The organism is Intrasporangium sp. DVR (assembly GCF_040365325.1).
Classification (GTDB): domain Bacteria; phylum Actinomycetota; class Actinomycetes; order Actinomycetales; family Dermatophilaceae; genus Intrasporangium.
Map to the genome: position 1 here is coordinate 408,331 of NZ_BAABZW010000005.1, position 18,706 is coordinate 427,036.

General features: G+C 71.2%; 19 protein-coding genes. 8 read left to right on the forward strand and 11 right to left on the reverse strand.

All coding sequences use genetic code 11. From position 1 onward, the window contains the following. Positions 1 to 20 precede the first annotated feature (20 nt). Positions 21 to 1,406: a cyclic 2,3-diphosphoglycerate synthase gene (locus ABWV20_RS06470; RefSeq protein WP_353354009.1), complete on the reverse strand. Its 1,386-nt coding sequence runs from the start codon at positions 1,404 to 1,406 to the stop codon at positions 21 to 23. A gap of 190 nt (positions 1,407 to 1,596) precedes the next feature. Between ABWV20_RS06470 and rocD the strand changes: the two genes are divergently transcribed. Continuing rightward, on the forward strand, positions 1,597 to 2,811 hold the full coding sequence (gene rocD / locus ABWV20_RS06475; RefSeq protein ID WP_353354010.1) for an ornithine--oxo-acid transaminase: 1,215 nt from the start codon (positions 1,597 to 1,599) through the stop codon (positions 2,809 to 2,811). A gap of 92 nt (positions 2,812 to 2,903) precedes the next feature. On the opposite strand, the gene ABWV20_RS06480 is transcribed toward rocD, so the two are convergent. After that, complete coding sequence (locus ABWV20_RS06480) at positions 2,904 to 3,251, reverse strand: hypothetical protein (RefSeq protein ID WP_353354011.1); 348 nt, start codon at positions 3,249 to 3,251, stop codon at positions 2,904 to 2,906. A gap of 186 nt (positions 3,252 to 3,437) precedes the next feature. On the opposite strand from ABWV20_RS06480, the gene ABWV20_RS06485 reads away from it, so the two are divergent. Beyond that, on the forward strand, positions 3,438 to 4,514 hold the full coding sequence (locus ABWV20_RS06485) for an NYN domain-containing protein (protein WP_353354012.1): 1,077 nt from the start codon (positions 3,438 to 3,440) through the stop codon (positions 4,512 to 4,514). A 10-nt stretch (positions 4,515 to 4,524) separates the two neighbouring features. Here ABWV20_RS06485 and ABWV20_RS06490 read toward each other — a convergent pair whose 3' ends face one another. The 5 genes from ABWV20_RS06490 to ABWV20_RS06510 all read right to left on the reverse strand — a co-directional run bounded on the left by ABWV20_RS06490 (position 4,525) and on the right by ABWV20_RS06510 (position 11,115). Continuing rightward, complete coding sequence (locus tag ABWV20_RS06490) at positions 4,525 to 7,359, reverse strand: cation-translocating P-type ATPase (protein ID WP_353354013.1); 2,835 nt, start codon at positions 7,357 to 7,359, stop codon at positions 4,525 to 4,527. Next, positions 7,356 to 8,087 (reverse strand): class I SAM-dependent methyltransferase, encoded by a 732-nt coding sequence (locus tag ABWV20_RS06495; RefSeq protein WP_353354014.1) that lies wholly within the window; start codon positions 8,085 to 8,087, stop codon positions 7,356 to 7,358. The genes ABWV20_RS06490 and ABWV20_RS06495 overlap by 4 nt, the downstream gene beginning before the upstream one ends. 67 nt (positions 8,088 to 8,154) lie before the next feature. Beyond that, complete coding sequence (locus ABWV20_RS06500) at positions 8,155 to 8,472, reverse strand: rhodanese-like domain-containing protein (protein ID WP_353354015.1); 318 nt, start codon at positions 8,470 to 8,472, stop codon at positions 8,155 to 8,157. A 332-nt stretch (positions 8,473 to 8,804) separates the two neighbouring features. Next, positions 8,805 to 9,479, reverse strand: coding sequence for a phosphodiesterase (locus tag ABWV20_RS06505; RefSeq protein ID WP_353354016.1), 675 nt, complete (start codon positions 9,477 to 9,479; stop codon positions 8,805 to 8,807). A 124-nt stretch (positions 9,480 to 9,603) separates the two neighbouring features. Beyond that, positions 9,604 to 11,115, reverse strand: a complete 1,512-nt coding sequence (locus tag ABWV20_RS06510; protein ID WP_353354017.1) for a protein kinase domain-containing protein — start codon at positions 11,113 to 11,115, stop codon at positions 9,604 to 9,606. 166 nt (positions 11,116 to 11,281) lie between these two features. Here ABWV20_RS06510 and ABWV20_RS06515 point away from each other — a divergent pair, with 166 nt between their 5' ends. The 3 genes from ABWV20_RS06515 to ABWV20_RS06525 all read left to right on the forward strand — a co-directional run bounded on the left by ABWV20_RS06515 (position 11,282) and on the right by ABWV20_RS06525 (position 12,448). Continuing rightward, a complete protein-coding gene (locus ABWV20_RS06515) occupies positions 11,282 to 11,545 on the forward strand; it encodes a metal-sensitive transcriptional regulator (RefSeq protein WP_353354018.1) in 264 nt (87 codons plus the stop codon). A gap of 26 nt (positions 11,546 to 11,571) precedes the next feature. Then, a complete protein-coding gene (locus ABWV20_RS06520; RefSeq protein ID WP_353354019.1) occupies positions 11,572 to 11,943 on the forward strand; it encodes a carboxymuconolactone decarboxylase family protein in 372 nt (123 codons plus the stop codon). A gap of 157 nt (positions 11,944 to 12,100) precedes the next feature. Continuing rightward, complete coding sequence (locus tag ABWV20_RS06525; protein ID WP_353354196.1) at positions 12,101 to 12,448, forward strand: NINE protein; 348 nt, start codon at positions 12,101 to 12,103, stop codon at positions 12,446 to 12,448. Positions 12,449 to 12,466: 18 nt separating this feature from the next. Here ABWV20_RS06525 and ABWV20_RS06530 read toward each other — a convergent pair whose 3' ends face one another. Further along, on the reverse strand, positions 12,467 to 13,501 hold the full coding sequence (locus tag ABWV20_RS06530) for a hypothetical protein (protein WP_353354020.1): 1,035 nt from the start codon (positions 13,499 to 13,501) through the stop codon (positions 12,467 to 12,469). 215 nt (positions 13,502 to 13,716) lie between these two features. Here ABWV20_RS06530 and ABWV20_RS06535 point away from each other — a divergent pair, with 215 nt between their 5' ends. Beyond that, on the forward strand, positions 13,717 to 14,127 hold the full coding sequence (locus ABWV20_RS06535; RefSeq protein WP_353354021.1) for a PRC-barrel domain containing protein: 411 nt from the start codon (positions 13,717 to 13,719) through the stop codon (positions 14,125 to 14,127). An 84-nt stretch (positions 14,128 to 14,211) separates the two neighbouring features. On the opposite strand, the gene ABWV20_RS06540 is transcribed toward ABWV20_RS06535, so the two are convergent. Together ABWV20_RS06540 and ABWV20_RS06545 are read right to left on the reverse strand one after the other, a co-directional pair. After that, positions 14,212 to 14,964 carry an SDR family NAD(P)-dependent oxidoreductase gene (locus ABWV20_RS06540; protein ID WP_353354022.1) on the reverse strand — a complete coding sequence of 251 codons (753 nt, stop codon included), beginning with the start codon at positions 14,962 to 14,964 and terminating at the stop codon, positions 14,212 to 14,214. 163 nt (positions 14,965 to 15,127) lie between these two features. Further along, positions 15,128 to 16,240, reverse strand: a complete 1,113-nt coding sequence (locus tag ABWV20_RS06545; protein WP_353354023.1) for an alpha/beta hydrolase — start codon at positions 16,238 to 16,240, stop codon at positions 15,128 to 15,130. 352 nt (positions 16,241 to 16,592) lie between these two features. Between ABWV20_RS06545 and ABWV20_RS06550 the strand changes: the two genes are divergently transcribed. Next, positions 16,593 to 17,291 (forward strand): hypothetical protein, encoded by a 699-nt coding sequence (locus tag ABWV20_RS06550; protein ID WP_353354024.1) that lies wholly within the window; start codon positions 16,593 to 16,595, stop codon positions 17,289 to 17,291. Positions 17,292 to 17,345: 54 nt separating this feature from the next. Continuing rightward, positions 17,346 to 17,954 carry a hypothetical protein gene (locus ABWV20_RS06555; RefSeq protein WP_353354025.1) on the forward strand — a complete coding sequence of 203 codons (609 nt, stop codon included), beginning with the start codon at positions 17,346 to 17,348 and terminating at the stop codon, positions 17,952 to 17,954. A gap of 10 nt (positions 17,955 to 17,964) precedes the next feature. On the opposite strand, the gene ABWV20_RS06560 is transcribed toward ABWV20_RS06555, so the two are convergent. Next, a complete protein-coding gene (locus tag ABWV20_RS06560) occupies positions 17,965 to 18,705 on the reverse strand; it encodes a S1C family serine protease (RefSeq protein WP_353354026.1) in 741 nt (246 codons plus the stop codon). Position 18,706: the final 1 nt, after the last annotated feature.

The window sequence follows — 18,706 nt, forward strand, 5'->3', positions numbered from 1 at the left end:
TTTTTCTGAGGATACGAGCGTCAGCGGGTGGCGGCTCCGACCTGTGACTGAGTGGTCACGGGCCTCTCCAGGACCTCCCGCACCGCCGCCTCGAGACCTCCCGGGGCGTGCTCACGCAGCTCGTAGCGAGCCCGCACGAGCGGCTTGCTGACCCTCAGCACCCGGCCGAGGTCGATCGGGGTCCCCGAGACCACCGCGTCAGCGCCGGTCGCCGCGATCGTCGCCTCGATCGTGGCCTCCAGGTCACTGACCTGGGCGGCTCCATAGCCCATCGCCGGCAGGATCCCCACCGCGTTCGAGTACTTGGCGTAGGTGTACGCGAGGGACCCGACGGCATACGGGCTGGGGTCGATGATCTCGGCGGCGCCCGCGGCGCGAGCGCCGACGACGGCGGCGCCGTAGCTCATCGAGCCATGCGTCAACGTCGGCCCGTCCTCGATGCAGATGATGCGCTTGCCGGCCACGGCGCTGACGTCCTCGACGGTGACCGGGCTGTCGGCCCGGATGATCCGGGCCCGCGGGTTGAGCCGTCGCACGGTGTGCTCGACCGCCTCGATGTCTTCCGGACGCGCGCTGTCGCACTTGTTGACGACGACGACGTCGGCCATCAGCAGGTTGGCCTCACCCGGGTGGTAGGTCTCCTCGTTGCCGGGTCGCAGCGGGTCGACGAGAACGATGTGCAGGTCCGGGGTGTAGAACGGCAGGTCGTTGTTGCCGCCATCCCAGAGGACGACGTCGGCCTCCTGCTCGGCCTGGCGGATGATCTGTTCGTAGTCGACGCCCGCATAGACGACCGAGCCGTTGTCGATGTGCGGTTCGTACTCCTCGCGCTCCTCGATCGTGGTCTCGTGGCGGTCCAGGTCGGCGTACGTCTCGAAGCGCTGGCACGCCTGTGCTGCAAGGTCGCCGTAGGGCATGGGGTGCCGGATCGCGACGACCTTCTGGTCGAGGTCGCGCAGGATCCGCGACAGGTAGCGCGTCGTCTGGCTCTTGCCGACGCCGGTGCGCACGGCGGTCACGGCGATGACGGGGCGGCTGCTCGTCAACATCGTGCTCCGGGCGCTCTGCAGCCAGAAGTCCGCTCCCGCGGCGATGCACCGCGACCCGAGGTGCATCACCTGCTCGTGTGGCAGGTCGGAGTAGGCGAAGACGGCGACGTCGGCCTGCTCCCGGTGGATGAGGTCTTTCAGCTCGGACTCGTCGACGATCGGGATGCCGTCCGGATAGAGGTCGCCGGCGAGCTCGGGCGGGTAGGTCCTGCCCTCGATGTCGGGGATCTGGGTCGCGGTGAACGCGACGACCCGGTAGCGCGGGTCGTCCCGGAAGACCACGTTGAAGTTGTGGAAGTCGCGCCCAGCGGCTCCCAGGATGACTACCTTGCGGACGGTGTTCAGGGAAGTGCTCACGACGAACCTCCGGCTGCGGTCGCCGACGGACCGACACACCCGGACTGGGTAGTCCTGGCCTCGGCCACCCGCCGACGCCAGTGTATGCCGCCGCCACAAGCGGACCAGTCCTCGGCTGTGAGACCCGGCTCACCTCTGGTCCGGCTGCAAACACCTTGTGGGCACGACCCGTCGGGTGAACGCTGTGCCCATGGAGACCGTCGACCTCACCTCCCACGAGGAGCACCTGTCCCTGGCCGAACAATGGGTGGCCCGCAACTACAACCCCCTACCGGTGGTCATCGCCAGCGCCCGGGGAGCCTGGGTCATGGATGTGTCGGGGCGGCGCTACCTCGACGCCCTGGCGGGGTACTCCGCCCTCAACTTCGGCCACCTGCACCCGGCGCTCGTCGCAGCGGCGGAGGACCAGCTGGGACGGCTGACCCTGACCAGTCGAGCCTTCCACAGTGACCAGCTGGCCCCGTTCTGCCGCGACCTCGCCGAGCTCGCCGGCAAGGAGCTGGTCCTGCCGATGAACACCGGCGCCGAGGCGGTCGAGACCGCCATCAAGGTGGCTCGGCGCTGGGGCTACCTCGTCAAGGGCGTGCCCGACGGGCGAGCTCGGATCATCGTGATGCGCGGCAACTTCCACGGCCGGACCACCACGATCGTCAGCTTCTCGGACGACCCCCTCGCCCACGACCACTACGGTCCGTACACCCCCGGCTTCGACCTCGTGCCCTACGGCGACATCGAGGCCGTCGACGCGGCGATCACGGACGACACGGTGGCGGTGCTGCTCGAGCCCATCCAGGGCGAGGGCGGCGTCGTCATCCCGCCCGCCGGGTTCCTCCGGCAGGTGCGTGACGTGACGCGCCGACGCGGCGTCCTCATGCTCGCCGACGAGATCCAGTCGGGGCTGGGCCGCACCGGGACGACCTTCGCCTGCGACCTCGAGGACGTCGTGCCGGACGTCTACATCCTCGGCAAGGCGCTCGGCGGGGGCATCGTGCCCGTTTCAGCAGTCGTGGCCGACGCCGACGTGCTCGGCGTCATCACTCCGGGCAGCCACGGGTCGACCTTCGGCGGCAACCCCCTCGCCGCCGCCGTGGGGCGCGCCGTCGTCGGGCTGCTCTCGACGGGTGAGTACCAGGAGCGGGCCGCCCGGCTCGGCAAGGTGCTCGAGGACGGCCTCGAGTCGCTCGTCGGGCGGGGGGTCGAGCGCGTGCGCGTCCGAGGGCTCTGGGCCGGCATCGACGTCGATCCGGCGCTGGCGTCCGGCCGCGAGATCTGCGAGCGCCTCCTCGTCGAGGGCGTGCTCGCCAAGGACACGCACGGGTCGACGCTGCGGCTTGCGCCTCCGCTCGTCGTCGAGGAGGCCGAGGTCGAGCTGCTCGTGGACAGCCTCGCCCGCACCCTGCGCTGATCGACGCGTCGAGCGGGCCCCGGCCGCCCTCGGGCGGCACGGTCCGCTGGGTGCCGGCCCAGCGGCATACGACTGAAGTGTGGGGGGCTGCCTCAGGCGTTGGCGCGGCGCGGGTGGTGGTCGGCCCGCCTCGTGACGTTGGAGCGAAGCTGTGACAGCACCTTGGCCTCGGCGTCGTTGAGCGCGGCCTTCGTCTCGGTGAGGTCGGAGACGCCGACCATGGCCGGCAGCCCTTGGACGTGCAGCTCGAGCGAGGTGCGCATGCCGGGCTGTCCGCGGTCCTTGAACCGCAGACCGATGTCCACCATCTGCGGGTCGAACCGGGACAGCTGCGTGAACAGCTGGCCGAGGGTCCGCTCGATGAACCGCAGATCGTCCGTGGTGGCGCCGTCCTCGAGGCGGACGCGCTCGATGAGGGCGTGGCTGGCTTCAGCGTTCATGTCGACGCTCCTTCAGCGAGGTGAGAGCTCTCGGCTCCCACATGCAGTCTATGAAACGACCTCTGCGGCATGAGGATCGGAAGAGGTGAGACGGGTCACCCGTACCCATCCGCGACGGCGCGGCACGGCGCGGCACGGCGCGCCGCATCGGGTCTTGGTGGGGTCGCTTTCGTGGGAGGCTGAGGTATGCGGTCCCATTGCGCCCTCTACGTCGACGCCGGCTACCTCCTCGCGGCTGCGGCGACCCGCGTCACCGGGACCAGCCTGCGCGGCAGCGTCGTCATCTCCTACCCCGATCTCGTGCGCCGCCTCGTCGAGCAGGCCGAGACCCTGAGTGGGCTGCCGCTCCTGCGCCTCAACTGGTACGACTCCGGCAACCGCCCGGGTGGGGCACCTGATCCCACGCAGGAGTCGATCGGCATGCTGCCGCGAGTCAAGCTCCGCCTCGGGCGGACGTCCCCGCACGGCGAGCAGAAGGGGGTGGACCTGCGCATCGGGCTCGACCTCGCCGCGCACGGGCGCAACCACGTCGTCGACATCATGTACCTCGTCTCGGGGGATGATGACCTGTCCGAGGCCGTCGAGGAGGCGCAGAGCCACGGGGCCCAGGTCGTCATCCTCGCCGTGCCTGACCCGGCCGGAAGGCCGCACGCGGTGTCGAACCATCTGATCCGCGAGTCCGACGGCCTCGAGCTCGTGGACCCACCCACCATCGACGAGACGATTCGTCCGCGGCAGCTGCAGCCGGAGGCGGTGGGCGAGCTGTCACCAGAGGCGGCCGGCGTCGTCGTCCCGCTGCCGGGACCGCGATCCGCCCGGCGCCCGGACGAGCCCGCCGGTGCGGACTCCGCTCCCACGGCGTCGGCGGAGCCGGAACGTCCGACCCCGGCGATCCTCGCGCACAGCCGACCGCAGCACCCGACCGGCACCGGCCCCGGTGGCCTGTCCGGCGCCGGGGGTGGGAGCAAGGTGGCGTGGTCGAGCAGCAGTGACCATCCTGTTCACCGGACGCACACGCTCTCCCCCGCCTTGATCGAGATGATCGACGACGTCTGCCGCGGGGTGGTAGGGGCGTGGCGGGCCACGGCGACGAAGGAGGACCGGCGCCGGGTGACGAGCGAGCGGCCCTTCATTCCCAGCGACCTCGACCGGACGCTCCTGACCGACCTGTCGGCTCGCCTGGACGTCTATGACATTCCCGACGAGCTCCGCTACCGCCTGCGCGAGCAGTTCTGGGACGCGATGGACGAGATCGGTCGGTGAGGCAGGGCGGTCAGGATCGGAGCCGCTGGGAGTGTCTGCGCCGGCGGACCAGCTTGGACAGCTCCTCGAGCCACAGGACGACCGAGGCCATGGCGATGCAGACCATCCACTGACCGAGACCGAGCGCCTCGGTGCCGAAGGCGGTCTGCAGGAAGGGCACGGTGACGACAGCCACCTGGAGGACGAGCGCGAGTGCGATGGCCGCCCAGAGCCAGTGGTTGTCGGTCAGGTGGCGGAAGGCGCTGCTCTCGTCGGACCGGGAGTTCAGCGCATTGAACAGCTGCGCGACCACCAGGGTCGTGAAACCCGCGGTGCGCGCCACCTCCAGCGACGAGGACCCTTCGACGAGACCACCGGGCAACATGATGTCGATCGTCAGGAGGGTGACGGCGGCCATGACCGCGCCGATGAAGCCGATCCTGCTCCACATCGCCCGGTCGAGGATGCGGTCGGACCGGCGCCGGGGCGGACGGGCCATGACGTCGTCGATCTCGGGATCGACCCCCATGGCCAGCGCGGGCCCGGAGTCGGTGACGAGGTTGATCCAGAGGATCTGGGTGGCGAGCAGTGGCAGGACGATCGCCCCGGGCTCGTCCGCCTCCGAGAGGCCGATGACGCTGGCGAGGACGACCCCGAAGAAGACCGTCGCGACCTCGCCGAGGTTGGACGAGAGCAGATAGCGCAGGAACTTCTTGATGTTGTCGAAGATGACCCTGCCCTGGCGGACCGCGTCGACGATGGTCGCGTAGTTGTCGTCGCCGAGGATCATCCGAGCGGACTCCTTGGTGACCTCGGTGCCGGTGACGCCCATGGCGATGCCGATGTCGGCGGACTTGAGGGCGGGAGCGTCGTTGACGCCGTCCCCGGTCATCGCGACGACCAGACCGTGGCTCTGCAGCGCGTCGACGATGCGCAGCTTGTGCTCTGGTGCGACGCGCGCATAGACGGCCGTGTCGAGCACGGCTGCGCGCAGCTCCGGCTCCCCCAACGCGTCGATGTCGGCCCCGGTGAGGGCCCGCTGGTCCGGGCGGGCGATGCCCAGGTCGGCGGCGATGCGGGCAGCGGTGCCCGGGTGGTCGCCGGTGATCATGACGGTGCGGATGCCCGCTCGGTGTGCCTCCGCGACGGCTTGGCGGGCCTCGTCGCGCGGGGGGTCGATGATCCCGACCACGCCGAGGAGCACCAGCCCCGACTCAACGGTCTCGTCGATCCGTGGCCGTCCGCCTCCGTCCGGCGCGACGACGCGATCGGGTTCCACGTCGCGGTAGGCGACGCCAAGGGTCCGGTAGGCGCCGGCCGACAGGTCCTCGACGGCCGCGAGGAAGCCGGCGCGCTGGGCCGCGTCCAGGGCCACCAGCCGGTCACCGACCCGCACGGAGTCGCAGTGGTCGAGCAGGACGTCCGGGGCCCCCTTGACGAAGAGGCGATGCTCGTCATCGTCGAGGTGGTGACCGAGGATCGACATCATCTTGCGCTGGGACGTGAACGGCACCTCGGCCGTTCGCTCGTAGCGCGCGACCACACGCTCGGCGTCCTCGAGCTTGCGCAGCGCCACCAGGAAGGCCGCCTCGGTCGGGTCGCCCTGGATCGTCCACTCGCCGTCCTCCTCGAGGAGCTGCGCATTGTTGGCGAGCGCCCCGGCGACGACGACGCTGCGGGCCTCCCGCACGAGATCCGCCTCGCTTCCGCCAGCGGCCCGGTAGTGCGCTTCACCCTCGGGCCGGTAGCCGGTGCCGGAGAGCTCGACGCGCCCGCTCGGGGTGATGACCCGGCTCAGGGTCATCTCGTTGCGCGTGAGGGTGCCCGTCTTGTCGGAGCAGATCACCGAGGCGGAGCCGAGCGTCTCGACGGAGTGGAGGTCCTTCATGACGGCCTGGTGGCGGGCCATCACGCGGACCCCGAGCGCGAGGACGAGGGAGAGGATCGCCGGGAGGCCCTCGGGCACGGCAGCGACGGCGAGCGAGACGCCCATGAGGAGGATGGTGACGGCGTCGGTGAGGTCGTGAACGCCGTTGAGCAGCGCGATCGCTGCCATGACGACGACCGCGATGCCGATGACGAGCAGGCCGAGGGTCTTCGACACCGCGGTGATCTCGCGCTGCAGGGGTGACGGCTCCTGCTCCGTCCGGTCGAGCAGCTCCGCGATCTGGCCCATCTCGGTGTCCATCCCGGTGCTGGTCACGACAGCGCGTCCGACGCCCTGCACGACTGCCGTGCCACGGTGGACCATGTTCCGCCGGTCCCCCAGCGGAGCCGGCCCGGTGAGGGGCTCGGGCGACTTCGGCGTCGTCTCCGACTCGCCGGTGAGCGAGGCCTCCTGAAGTCGCAGGGCCGTGGCGGACAGCAGCCGCGCGTCCGCGCCGACGGAGTCTCCCTCGGACAGGCTGAGGACGTCGCCGCGGACGAGCTCCCTCGAGGGAACGGTGACCAGCCGTCCTCCCCGGACGACCGTCGAGGTTGCCGCGGTCATCGAAGCGAGCGCCGCCACGGCACTCTCGGCCTTGGCCTCCTGGACGAGGCCGAGGACGGCGTTGGCGACGACGATGAGCGCGATGACGATCGCGTCGACGGGCACGGACCCGGCACCCTCTCCCACCCAGGCGACGAGGGAGATGGCGATGGCGACGAGGAGGAGGTAGACGAGAGGGTCCTGGAACTGCCTGAGAACCTTGCGCCACAGGGGAACCGGCGGCCGGACGCGCAGCTCGTTGGGGCCGTCCACAGCGAGGCGTTCGGCTGCGACGGTGTCCGACAGGCCATCCTCCGGGGCGACGCCGAGCGCGCCGGCGACGTCCTCTGCCCGCTGGAGGGTCGGGTCGCCGAGCGTCGGGGCACTCGTCGTCACGAGACGAACCCGCCGGCCCGACGGCCCTCAGTGGGGTTCGGAGGGCCCGCAGTGCCTGGGGGGGCCGGGGGGGCCGGAGGGGCCGGGATGCGGGTCGCGGCGAGGACCTGCCAGATCGGTCCGCGGCGCAGCGGAACCGGCTCGAGGCCGTGCTCGCGGAGCACCGCTCGCATCACCTCTGGGGGATGCGCGTAGGCGCGGTACTCCCGCCCGGTCACCCTGGCCGCCAGGTTTCCGATGGCGAGGCCGGCCAGTGAGGCGATGTTGCGCGGCGGGTGCGTCAGGATGACTCCCCGCAGCGCGTGGTCGGCAGCGGCCGCGACCAGACGCTCGACGTCGGGGTAGCAGCAGACGACCCGGTGCAGGACCACGAAGTCGTGCGGCTCGGCGACGTCCGCGTCGATCGCGATGTCTCCGAGCCGCCGCGTCATCCGGTCCTGGGTCCCGGCCTCGGCGGCCAGGGCATCCGCCTCCTCGTCATAGGCGGTGACCAGCTCGAGGTTCATCGTCCGAGCGGCTCCGCGGCGGAGCAGTTCGAGCTGGATCTCACCGACGCCGCCGCCGATCTCGAGGACGCTGGCCCCATCGAGTCCTTGGGCGACGAGCCAGTCCACGAGGTGCCGGGACGGCCGGTCGAGGCCGCGCTTTCGGTAGCGCTCCGCGGCGTGGTGGGCGAAACGAGGCCCGAAGACCCGGTCGCAACCCCTGGCGTCACAGCAGCCGGCCATGGTTCGAGGATAGGCCCCGCACCACGGCCGGCTGCTGGGGCGCCGTTCGCACCCGCGGGAGCTCGCGTCAGGCGGGGCGAGGCCCTGCGATGACCGGGCGACCGGACTGGGCCCACGCGGAGGTGCCGCCGTCGACGGACCGTGCGTCGACGCCGGCCCGGCGCAGGAAGTCGGCCATGGCCTGGCTCCGGTTCCCGGTCGCGCAGATGACGTAGTGGGTGCGGGTCTTGTCCAGCTCGTGCACTCGTGAGGGCAGCTGGCCCATCGGCATGAGAACAGCGCCGGGCACGTGCCCCCCGACGTATTCCATGGGCTCTCGGACGTCAACCACGGGCGCGCCGTCGGCGTGGGCGGCGGCGAGCTCGGAGATGGTGGCGTTCGGCATGCTGTGGCTTCCTCCAGATCGGTGTGTTGATACCCCGGGGGGTATTGCTTTCGTCGGAGCAAACCGTAACCGACGGCCGTTCATTCCCCCAATCGGTGGCCCGGGCGTCCGCCCTGTCTCCCGGTCGAAGGACGCTCGCGCCGGCGTCCAGTCCCACGCGCCCACGCTCCAATGCACGGCGCAACACACCCTTTGCCGTGCAACACACCGGGATCCGTCACCGGTGCGTTGCCCGGTAGTCGGTGTGTTGCCGATCGGGGGGTGGGCGTTGAGGCCCGGCGGCAGAGGGCCGAGGCGAGGGTATGCCGCTGGGCTCGCCGCCGCTGCCGACCTCAGTGGGTGCGCCGTCCCAGCTGTCGCGCCAGGCGGTAGGCCGGCTCGCGCAGCGCGGTCACCCACGTGGGGGGCGCGGTGCCCTCCAACCGGCGCACGAGGGGGTCGAAGCGAGGCGATGCGCCGAGGATCTCCTCGCGGAGCTCGATGATCCCGACCGGCGACCAGGCACCGCCGTCGAGGCCGGCGTTCAGCTCGAACTGCCTGGGCTCCCGGCCGGCCCCGCGGCCGATCGGGCGGACCATCAGGAGCAGCGACGAGGCTCCTGCCCGGACCGGCAACAGCGTCGTCATCGGCTCCGACATCGGCTGTCGCGACAGGCGGAGCAGGTGGCGGCCGACCCGACCGGTGCCGGTGTTGGCGAACAGGAGGTCGGCGGGCCCGCAGCCGGGCCCGGCGCGGTCGACCCGCAGTGCAAGGCCGCCGATGTCCCACCAGCCCTCGGGCGTGCTCATCGCGCGAGAGAGGCGGACGAGGCCCTGGTGCTGCCCGCGCTCGGAGAGCAACGGCACGCCCGTGCCGATCATCGGCCCGTCGATGCGCAGGGTGGCGCGGTAGGTGCGGCCCTTGGCGTGCAGCGGCTTGCGCCGGGTGAGTGCGGCCACCACGCCCAGGGAACCCGCGAGAGCTTGACCGGCGGCCTTGGCGCCGGCATGGGCCGTCGGTGTCGTCATGTCAGCCTCATACTCTCCGGGCCCGACCTCGTCACGCCGGCGGAGTCGTCGCGGAGTCGTCGCGGAGTCGTCGCGGAACCGTCGGGTGTGAAGCGGGAGGCTGATGCCCGGTCGGGGCCGATCGTCAGAGCACCTCGTCGAGAGCGTCGAGGGCCGCCCTGATGAGCTGGTGCCCGCTCTCGGAGAGATCACCCTTCTCCGCGAGGTCGTCCACCCGTTTCTCGAGGTCGTCCAGCTTCTTCGCGACCTGCTCCTCGTTGTCACGACCGAGCTGCCGGCCGAGGTCGTCGAGCCGCTTGCCCAGGTCAGCGGCGTCCTTGTCCTGCAGACCGCCGAAGGACGCGACCGTGGAGATGACCCCGCGGACGGTGTCCAGGGCCCGGGCCGCCGCACCTGACGTCGTGCCGGCCCCGGCGCCGGTCGTCGTCGGGGCCTCCGTCTTCCGCGAAGCTGTGGTGGTGCGGGGCGTCGTCCGGGCCGAGGCCGACGGCGCACCGGAGGCGGCTGCAGCGCCGGGGTCCTCGCCTTCCCCGCCCAGGGCGACCCAGAGGACGCCGGCGAGCAGGAGGAGCACCAGAACCGTGGAGATGAGGGCCCACGGGGCTCGACGGCGTGGTGGCCGAACCGGCCCACGACCGGACGGTGGCCCGGCGTGTGACCTGCCGCGGGCAGCGCCCGACGTTGCGACGGGGATCCGCTCGGTCTGCTGTGCTACTCCCGCAGGGCCGGCCATCGGCATCGTCAGCCCCGCGGCGGGCAGGACCCGCGTCGTCCCTGCCTGCGCTGCGCCGAGCCCGCTCGGTGCGCTCGGTGCGCTCGGGGCGCCAGCGATCGCGTCGAGGCGAACGAGGAGCTCGCGTGCGGACGAGGGCCGGTCGGTGGGCGACTTGGCGAGCAGCTCGGCGACGAGCGCGTCGATCCGGGGGTCGACGTCGGGGCGACGGTCCGAGACGCGTGGGGGCGCCGCGCTCAGCTGCTGGTGGGCGACGGCGAGCGCGTGCTCACCCTCGAAGGGGGGACGCCCGGTCAGCATCGTCATGAGCACGCAGCCCAGGGCGTAGAGGTCGGCCTGCGCCTCTGCCGGCTGGCCCGCCACCTGCTCGGGAGCGAGGTAGCCGGCGCTGCCGAGGACGGTGTTGGCCGCCGTGAGGCCAGCGGCCTGCTCGAGGCGAGCGATGCCGAAGTCGACGATGCGCACCCCGCCGGTCCCGTCGAAGAGGACGTTGGCCGGCTTGATGTCGCGATGGATGATGCCGGCCTCGTGGGCGGCGGCGAGCCCGGAGGCGACCTGGGTGGCGATGGACACCGCCTCGGCCTCCGGCAACGGACCTCGCTCTGCCACGTGGCGTGCGAGATCAGGGCCGGGGAGCAGCTCCATGACGATGTACGCCAGGCCGGCTTCGGCCCCGGCGTCGTGGATCATCACGACATTGCGATGGCTCAGGGCCGCGGCCGCGCGTGCCTCGCGCTGGAAGCGCTCCGAGCCGGTGCGGTCGGAGGGGTCGACCGGGCAGGTCTTGATGGCGACCTCACGCTGCAGCACCTGGTCCGTGCCGGCGTAGACCTGGCCCATTCCGCCCGCCCCGATCGACCGGCCGATGGCGTACCGGCCGGCGAGGACCTGTCCCGCTTCCATGGCCCCCATCCTGCTGCATCCCGCAACACACCCGACAACGGGCAACGCACCGCCCAGGGGCACGGGTGGGTTGCCTGTGAGCGGGTGTGTTGCGGAGGTATCCCCCCGGGGGGTTATTGTCGACGGGAACCGACTCCGGTTCGTCACCCCGTCAGGAGGGCGCACGATGCAGCTCGACGCAGCGTCGATGACCGCGATTCGTAACCGCACCAAGCGCGCTCACGGTCACCTCGGCAAGGTCATCTCGATGATGGAGGACGACGCCGACTGCCAGGACATCGCGCTGCAGCTGTCGGCCGTCATCAAGGCCCTCCAGCGCGCCGGTGTCGTGCTCATGACCGACGGGATGAAGGCGTGCTTCGAGTCCGGGCAAGGGCCCGACGACGCCGAGCTGCAGCAGCTGCAGAAGCTCTTCCTCAGCCTGGCTTGACCCAGCACCAACACGAAAGGCACATCATGACCGACACCGTCGCCCCGCAGACCAACCACTCGCACGGCAAGCAGGTGCTGCAGGACATCGCACCGCTCAGCCGGTCGCTGCGTCAGGCCATCCCGGACGTCTACGCGGGCTTCAGCGAGCTGCACAAGGCGGCCCTCGCGCCGGGCGTGCTCGACACGAAGACCAAGGAGCTCATCGCGCTGGCCATCGCCGTGAGCGAGGAGTGTGACGGCTGCATCGCCTCACACGCCCGTGGCGCTGCCCGGGCCGGCGCGAACCGCCAGGAGGTCGCCGAGGCGATCGGTGTCACCATCCTCATGTCCGGCGGTCCGGCCACGGTCTACGGCCCGCGGGCCTATGCCGCCTTCGAGGACTTCGTCGAGGACTGAGCCACCTCGGACGGCGCCGCGTACGGCTCGACTACCGTTGGTCCCAGGACCGGGGGGATCTGGTGCGGCCTCCGCGTCACGACCCGACGACGCGCCATGACGGAGGAGCCATGTCGATGATGCCCGAGCAGCCTTCAGCGAGCAGTCCCCCGGCCGGCTGGTACCCGGACCGGAGGGCAAGCCGATGTCGCGCTACTGGGATGGGGCGAGCTGGACCGAGCAGCTCGCCCCGCTGGCCACCGCCGCGCCCGGCCAGCTCGGGACGCACTATGCCGTGGACGCCACCGGCATGCCGGTGAGCCCGAGCTCACGACTCGCGGCGACCCTGCTCTGCGCCTTCCTCGGCCCGCTGGGTGTGCACCGGTTCTACGTCGGCAAGATCGGGACGGGGTTGGTGCAGCTGTTGACCGCCGGCGGCCTCGGCATCTGGTGGCTGATCGACCTCGTCATGGTGATCGTGGGCGCCTTCCGCGACAAGGAGGGCAGGCCGCTCATCAACTGGTGACGCGGAGCCCCGCGGCCGTCACGCAGGCGGATCCGGAGGCTCGGGAGCACCGCGTGGCGCGTCGGCGAAGGGCTGGATCGTGATGCCGTGGTCCACCTCCCGCATGCCGAGCTCGTAGGCAGCCGTGCCCGCGGCGCTCAGCACGGTCCCGGGGCCCGACGGGCTCCGCACCGTCAGCTCGATACCAGCGATGGAGCAGTTGGCGACGTCGTGCGTGCGGCCGTCCGGGTCGGCGTAGTTCCAGCCGACGAAACGCTCACGGGGAGCGCCGACCTCCACACGCACGGTCATCCCCGCGGGTCCGGGTAGGCGCAGGAGGGCTCCGGTGGGCCGCTCCGCCACGCTGAGGCGGGGGAAGCGACCGATCCCACCCAGGGGGATCCGGTCTCCTCGGAGCGAGATCGCGCCGCTGGCGAGCCAGGGCAGCAGCACCGGACCGGCCCGGACCCGTCCCAGGGCGACGTCGATCCAGGTGTCGTCGCCGGCGCCGTCGAAGTGCATGCCGTGGAGCCAGATCCAGCGCTCGGCGTGCTGGGCGCCCCAGTTGTGGCCGACCATGCCGGGCCAGTCGTCGATGTCGTGATGCTCCCCGCCGATGGAGACGGAGCCGGCGAACCGGGCGAACGGGTGCAGGCTCGTCGGCTTGGTCCGCGGCAGCGGCGCCGCGTACAGCCACTCCGGAACGAGGTGCTCGAGTCGCCGTTCACCGGTGAAGCTGAGGTCCCACTGCGCCTGGGCGGCGTTCGGCGCCTCCGCGATGGCGCCGACGGCCCGCCCCTCGCCCAGGGTCGCCCCTCCGATCTGCAGCCAGTGTCCCAGCCCACCCTCGCCCGCCTCCGGGCCGGGCACCGTCAGCTTGGTGGCAGTGGGCCCACGCACCGCGTCGAACCAGGTGAGCCACAGCGAGCCGGTCGGGTGCTCACCCGGGGCGATGCGGACCGTGTGGCGCAGCCAGAAGCCCTGCCCGCCCGAGGGTGCCGCCGCGCGCAGGTAGAAGCTCTCGTAGCCAGCCGTCATGCCGCCGAACCGCGCGACCGGAGCGCCGGGGTCCATGACGTGAGAGTACAAGCGGGGGTATGCCGCTGGGCTCGGTTCCGCACAGCGGCGTCGGCACGGGGACGGCCGCCGGACGCAACCAGAGCCAAACGGAAGCGTCGACGGCACCGGGCCCAGCGGCATACGGCCACGATCCGGCGTGTCCTCGTTAGGCCCGTGGGGGAGCCGGGTAGGCGCCCAGTACGCACACCCCACAAGGGAAGGAGCTGCGCATGACGACCCACAACTGGGATCCGTGGAACTACCGCGAGAACGTCTACAGCGGACGTCGAGGCGATGTCACCGATGATGTCGTGGAGGACACGACCGGTCGGCAGCACGACCTCGTCGGCTTCCGCGTCGAGGCGACGGACGGCTCGATCGGCAAGGTCGACGGCTCGACGGACGAGGTCGGGGCGAGCTACATCGTCGTCGACACCGGGCCGTGGATCTTCGGCCGCAAGGTGATGCTCCCAGCCGGGACCATCGAGCGCGTCGACTGGGAGGACCAGGCGGTCTACGTCGACCGGACCAAGGACGAGATCAAGGACTCGCCGGAGCTCGGCGAGGCCGGATGGGACGACCCGGACTACCGGGACCGTCTCGGCGGCTACTACGGCGACTACTACGGACCTCGAGTCTGAGTCGCTGGAGGTGACGGACAGGGCGGTGCGCCGGCGGAGGGCCGGCGCACCGCTCCGTCTGCGTCGACCCTGCCTCCACCGGAGTCAGCGGGCGATGTAGCCGCCGTCGATGTAGAGCTCGAGGCCGGTGACGAACTTCGCGTCGTCGCTCGCGAGGTAGGCGACGCCGGCGGCGATGTCCTCGGGCTTGCCCAGGTGACCCATCGGGGTGAGCGAGGTCATCGCGTCCCAGTACTCGGTGCCCTTGGTCGGCTGGATGATGGGGGTCTCGATGAACCCGGGGTGGATCGAGTTGACGCGGATCCCCTCGGTGGCCCAGTTGAGTGCGGCGTTCTTCGTCAGGGTGCGGACCGCGCCCTTGGCTGCGTGGTAGGCGGGCGAGGTGCCGAACCCACCACTCGTGCCGAAGATCGAGCTGATGTTGACGACGGATGCGTTGGACGACTTCTTCAGGTGCGGCGCGGCGGTCTTCAGGCCGAGGAAGACCCCCGTCTGGTCGATGGCGACGGTGCGGTTCCATTCCTCGATGGTCGTGTCCTCGATCGTCTTGAGGTCGCCCATGCCGGCGTTGTTGACGAGGATGTCGAGGCTGCCGAACTCCTGGACGGCCTTCGCGGTGGCGGCCTTCCAGTCCGCCTCGCTCGTGACGTCGTGCTTGAAGAAGGAGGCCTTGCCTCCCGCGTCGCGGATCTCGGCGACGGTGGCCTCGCCGGCCTCGGCGGCGATGTCGGTGATGAGGACCGCGGCGCCTTCCTGGGCGAGTCGCTGCGCCGTCGCCTTGCCGATGCCGCTCGCCGCTCCGGTGATGAGGGCGACGCGACCTTCGAGCCTGTTCATGGTGACTCCTTCGTGGGAACCGATGTGGTTGTGGATGGATTAGTTGAAAGTTTAACAACTTTCCTCTGGCATCCATTCCACCGAGCGGTCCACCTCGCTCCTGCGGGCGTGCGTCTGCCGCCGGAGCGAGCCCGGCGGCATACGAGAGCGCGACTGGGCGCGGTCACTCCGTCTGCAGGAAGGCGGCGACCTCCTCGTTCCAGCGCAGCGAGTCGAAGTTCCACGTCTCCGTGTGCTGGGCGTTGGGAAACTCGAGGAGCTTGACGAGGTCAGGCTTCGCGTCGGCGAGCGCCTGCGACGCGCTGATCGGAGTCACCTGGTCGGCCGACCCGTGGAGCACCAGGGCCGGCACCTCGAGCCACGCCGTGTCGTCGAGGTAGTCGATGGCTGCCCAGTCCACGCCGTAGCGCCACGTGCTCAGGAGCCGCGCCGACCAGAGCATCGGATCGGGCACTGCGAGGCCACCGGGCAGCGCCGCACGGGCACCGTGCTTGACCGCCTCGGACAGCGACAGCATCGGGGCGTCGAGGACGACCGCGGAGACTGCGTCGGCGCGCTCGGAGTTCTCGAGGAAGGCCGCGACGATCCCACCGCCCATCGACTGACCGACGAGGACGATGTCCGTGGCCCCCCGGCCCAGCGCCCAGGCCACCGCCGCATCGAGATCGACCCATTCGGTGGCCCCGTACTGGAGGCGACCGGACGGGTCCGGGGCCCCGAGGTCGTTGCGGTACGTGATGTCGAGGACGGGGAGCCTCAGCGCGGCGGCCACGTCGACGAAGCGCAGCCCGTTCTCACGGTTGCCGTTCTGCCCGTGCACGAAGACGGCCATCCGTTGCGGGGCCACGGTTCCGTTGGGGAAGTACCACGCCGGCGCCTGCCCGATGGTCACCTCCTGCCTCGTCAGACCCATCGCCTCAGGAGTGTCCCCGAGCCAGTAGGACCGCTCGATCCCAGCCGGCTGCCCCACCGTCGGCGCGCTGCCGGAGACGACCACGAGGTCACGGGTGACCGTCCCGTCGGAGTTGATCGCGGCCGGGCCGACGAGGCCGTAACCTCCCTCCCACGCCAGGGCGTACTTGGCGGGAGGGTCGAAGTTGTCGCCGGCATCCGGCCCCTTCCGCAACGTGACCGCGCTGCTCGTCACCGAGACGACCTCGACGTCGTCGTAGCCGGGGAGCGGCTGCGCCGGGTTCGACTCCAGCGCACCGGAGTAGATGCGCCCGGAGAAGTACCAGCCCCCGGCGCCGAGCGCGCCGAGGAGCAGGACAACCACGGTGACGACCAGCCACCTCGCCCAGTGACGACGCCGACGAGGCGGCGTGACAGACGGTCGAGTCCGAGCTGCTGATGGCTTCTCGGGCGCCGGGATCGTTGTCATGGCGCCCACCTCCCTCTGTCCGGGTCCACTCGCCCGACCCGACGCCGGGGCGGGCGGTCGCCAAGGCGACGTGGCCATGACGCAGTCGCCTGACTCCACGTCATGCTTTCCTTCCGACCCGTGGCGCGGTAGAGCCGAAGGTCCCCGGTCCGTCCGGATCTGGGGAGAACGTCTCGTGCTTCACACATGGCCGCCAGCGGTGTCCGCACGTCCTATCGTGAAACTGGCCCAATGGGAGGGGCGTGCGATGAGGCGACTGATGGGAGCGGCGCTGGCCGCGGGTCTGCTGGCGGTGCTGTCCGCCGTGCCTGCGGGGGCAGCCCAGCCGCGGATCTACCACACGATCACGTCGAGCCATGGCTTCGCCTTCGTCGACCGGACGGAGGGCTGCGAGCGGATCGAGGTCTTCGTGTCATCGAGTTTCGGCAGCTATGCCGGTCAGCCCGGCCCCGTCAACAAGCAGGGCCTGACGGGAGTGTTCGTCCGAGTGACCGACGTCTGTGCCACCGAGCCCTCCATGTCGGCAGGCCCCCGGCCCGCCGCCGGCGGTGGCGGCGGAGGGCTTCTCTTCGAGGCCGAGGGCCAGAACCAGGCACGGCTCGTGACCGACAACAGGCTCCGCGGGGCCGGCGTCAGCACCGCCATCCCCGCCACGGACTCCAACGGGGACCCGCTGACGGTGCACCTCACGGCCACGTGGAGGGCGACCGGCCCGCTCACGCACACCACAACCAACACGCACGCCAACCTCGGTGCCGGCAATGTCAGCTCGACCGCGAACGAGCTGGAGCGCCCGGTCGCCGCGCAGATGACCGTTTCCGCGGCGGGCTACGAGGTGAGCGGCCACGCCGCGGAGGCAACCCTGACACAGAGCAAGTTCCGCTGCGTCGAGGTCCCCCGCCCCGGCGTCGAGGAGTTCTACCCCTGCTTCGGATTCCCCGGCTGACCCTGCCCCACCCCGACCGTGTGCAGCGGAGGGGCCCCACGGCACAATCGGGGGATGAGCCAGACGGGCAACGACGACCGGTTCGTCAACCCCACCGTGGGCAAGAAGTTCTGGATCAAGCACGCCTACGACGTGCTCGTCGAGACCGCCGGCCAGCACAACGCCGTCATCACCTATGGCGAGCTCGCCGAGGAGGTGCAACGCCGCTCCGGCCTGCGCACCACCGCCGCGATGCGCACCTGGGTCGGGGAGCTGCTCAAGATGGTCGCCCAGGCGAACCACCTGCGCGGCGAGCCTGCGCTGACCGCTCTCGTCGTCCACAAGCAGGACGGGCAGGTCGGCGCCGGGTACGACGAGGTCCTCCGGCTCGAGGGCGCCGCAGTCTCGGATCCTCACGAGCGGGAGCTGCACGCGGCGTCCGCCCGACTCCAGTGCTACCGCCACTGGTGCGACGACGTCCCGGCGGACGCCGAGCCGACCCTCGCCACCCCACGGCGCCCCGCCGGCACCACGACGAGCGGGAGCCGACCCCCGGCCGGCCGGGCGACGGTGACGGCGCGCTCAGCACCGAGGTCACGCTCGCACGAGGAGCGCCGCGGCGGCGTCTGCCCGACGTGCTTCATGGAGATGCCGGTGGCCGGGCCGTGCCCCAACTGCAGCTGACGCCGCTCCCTCAGTCGGTGCAGCCGGTCTTCGAGGCGAACGCCGAGGGCCGGTCGAGCACGTCCTCGAGCACCTCGATCGGCACCGCGTAGGTGTGACCCGGCCCGGTCGAGGCATAGACGACCCCGACGAGCTCGCCGGTGATGTCGACGAGCGGGCTGCCCGAGCTGCCGTGCTCCACCGGCGCGGAGCTGAGGAGCATCGGCAGGTCCGACTTGGCCACGGGGTCCGGCCGGTAGCCCAGCACCCGTCCATCCGTGGTGGTGAGCGGCCCGCCGAGCGGGTAGCCGATGGCGGTGACCGTCTGGCCGACCTCGGGGTTGCCCGGTGCGAGGGTGATCGACGCGGGCAGGCGTTCCCTGGTCCGGACGATCGCGAGATCCGCCACGGACGCGGCGCCGGAGGTCCGCACGTCGATGTCCTTCCCGTCGAAGGTGGTCACCTCCAACGTCGTCGCCCCGGCCACGACGTGCCGGTTCGTCACGAGGAGCCGGTCACCGATCGCGAAGCCGGAGCCCGTCCGCACTCCCCCGCACCCGATGTTGCGGATCCGCAGGGCGGCTCGCTCCAGCTCGGTGAAACCCTCGAGGGTGGGTTCCGCGGCTTCGAGGTCCAGGGACGTCGAGGGAGTCACCGGCTGCGCCGTCACCACCCGTTGCTCGGGCGGGGCGACGGGAGCGAGCTCCGCGCAGCCGGCGGAGAACGCGATGACGCATGCCGCGGCCGCAGCGGCGCGGACTGCACGGTGCACG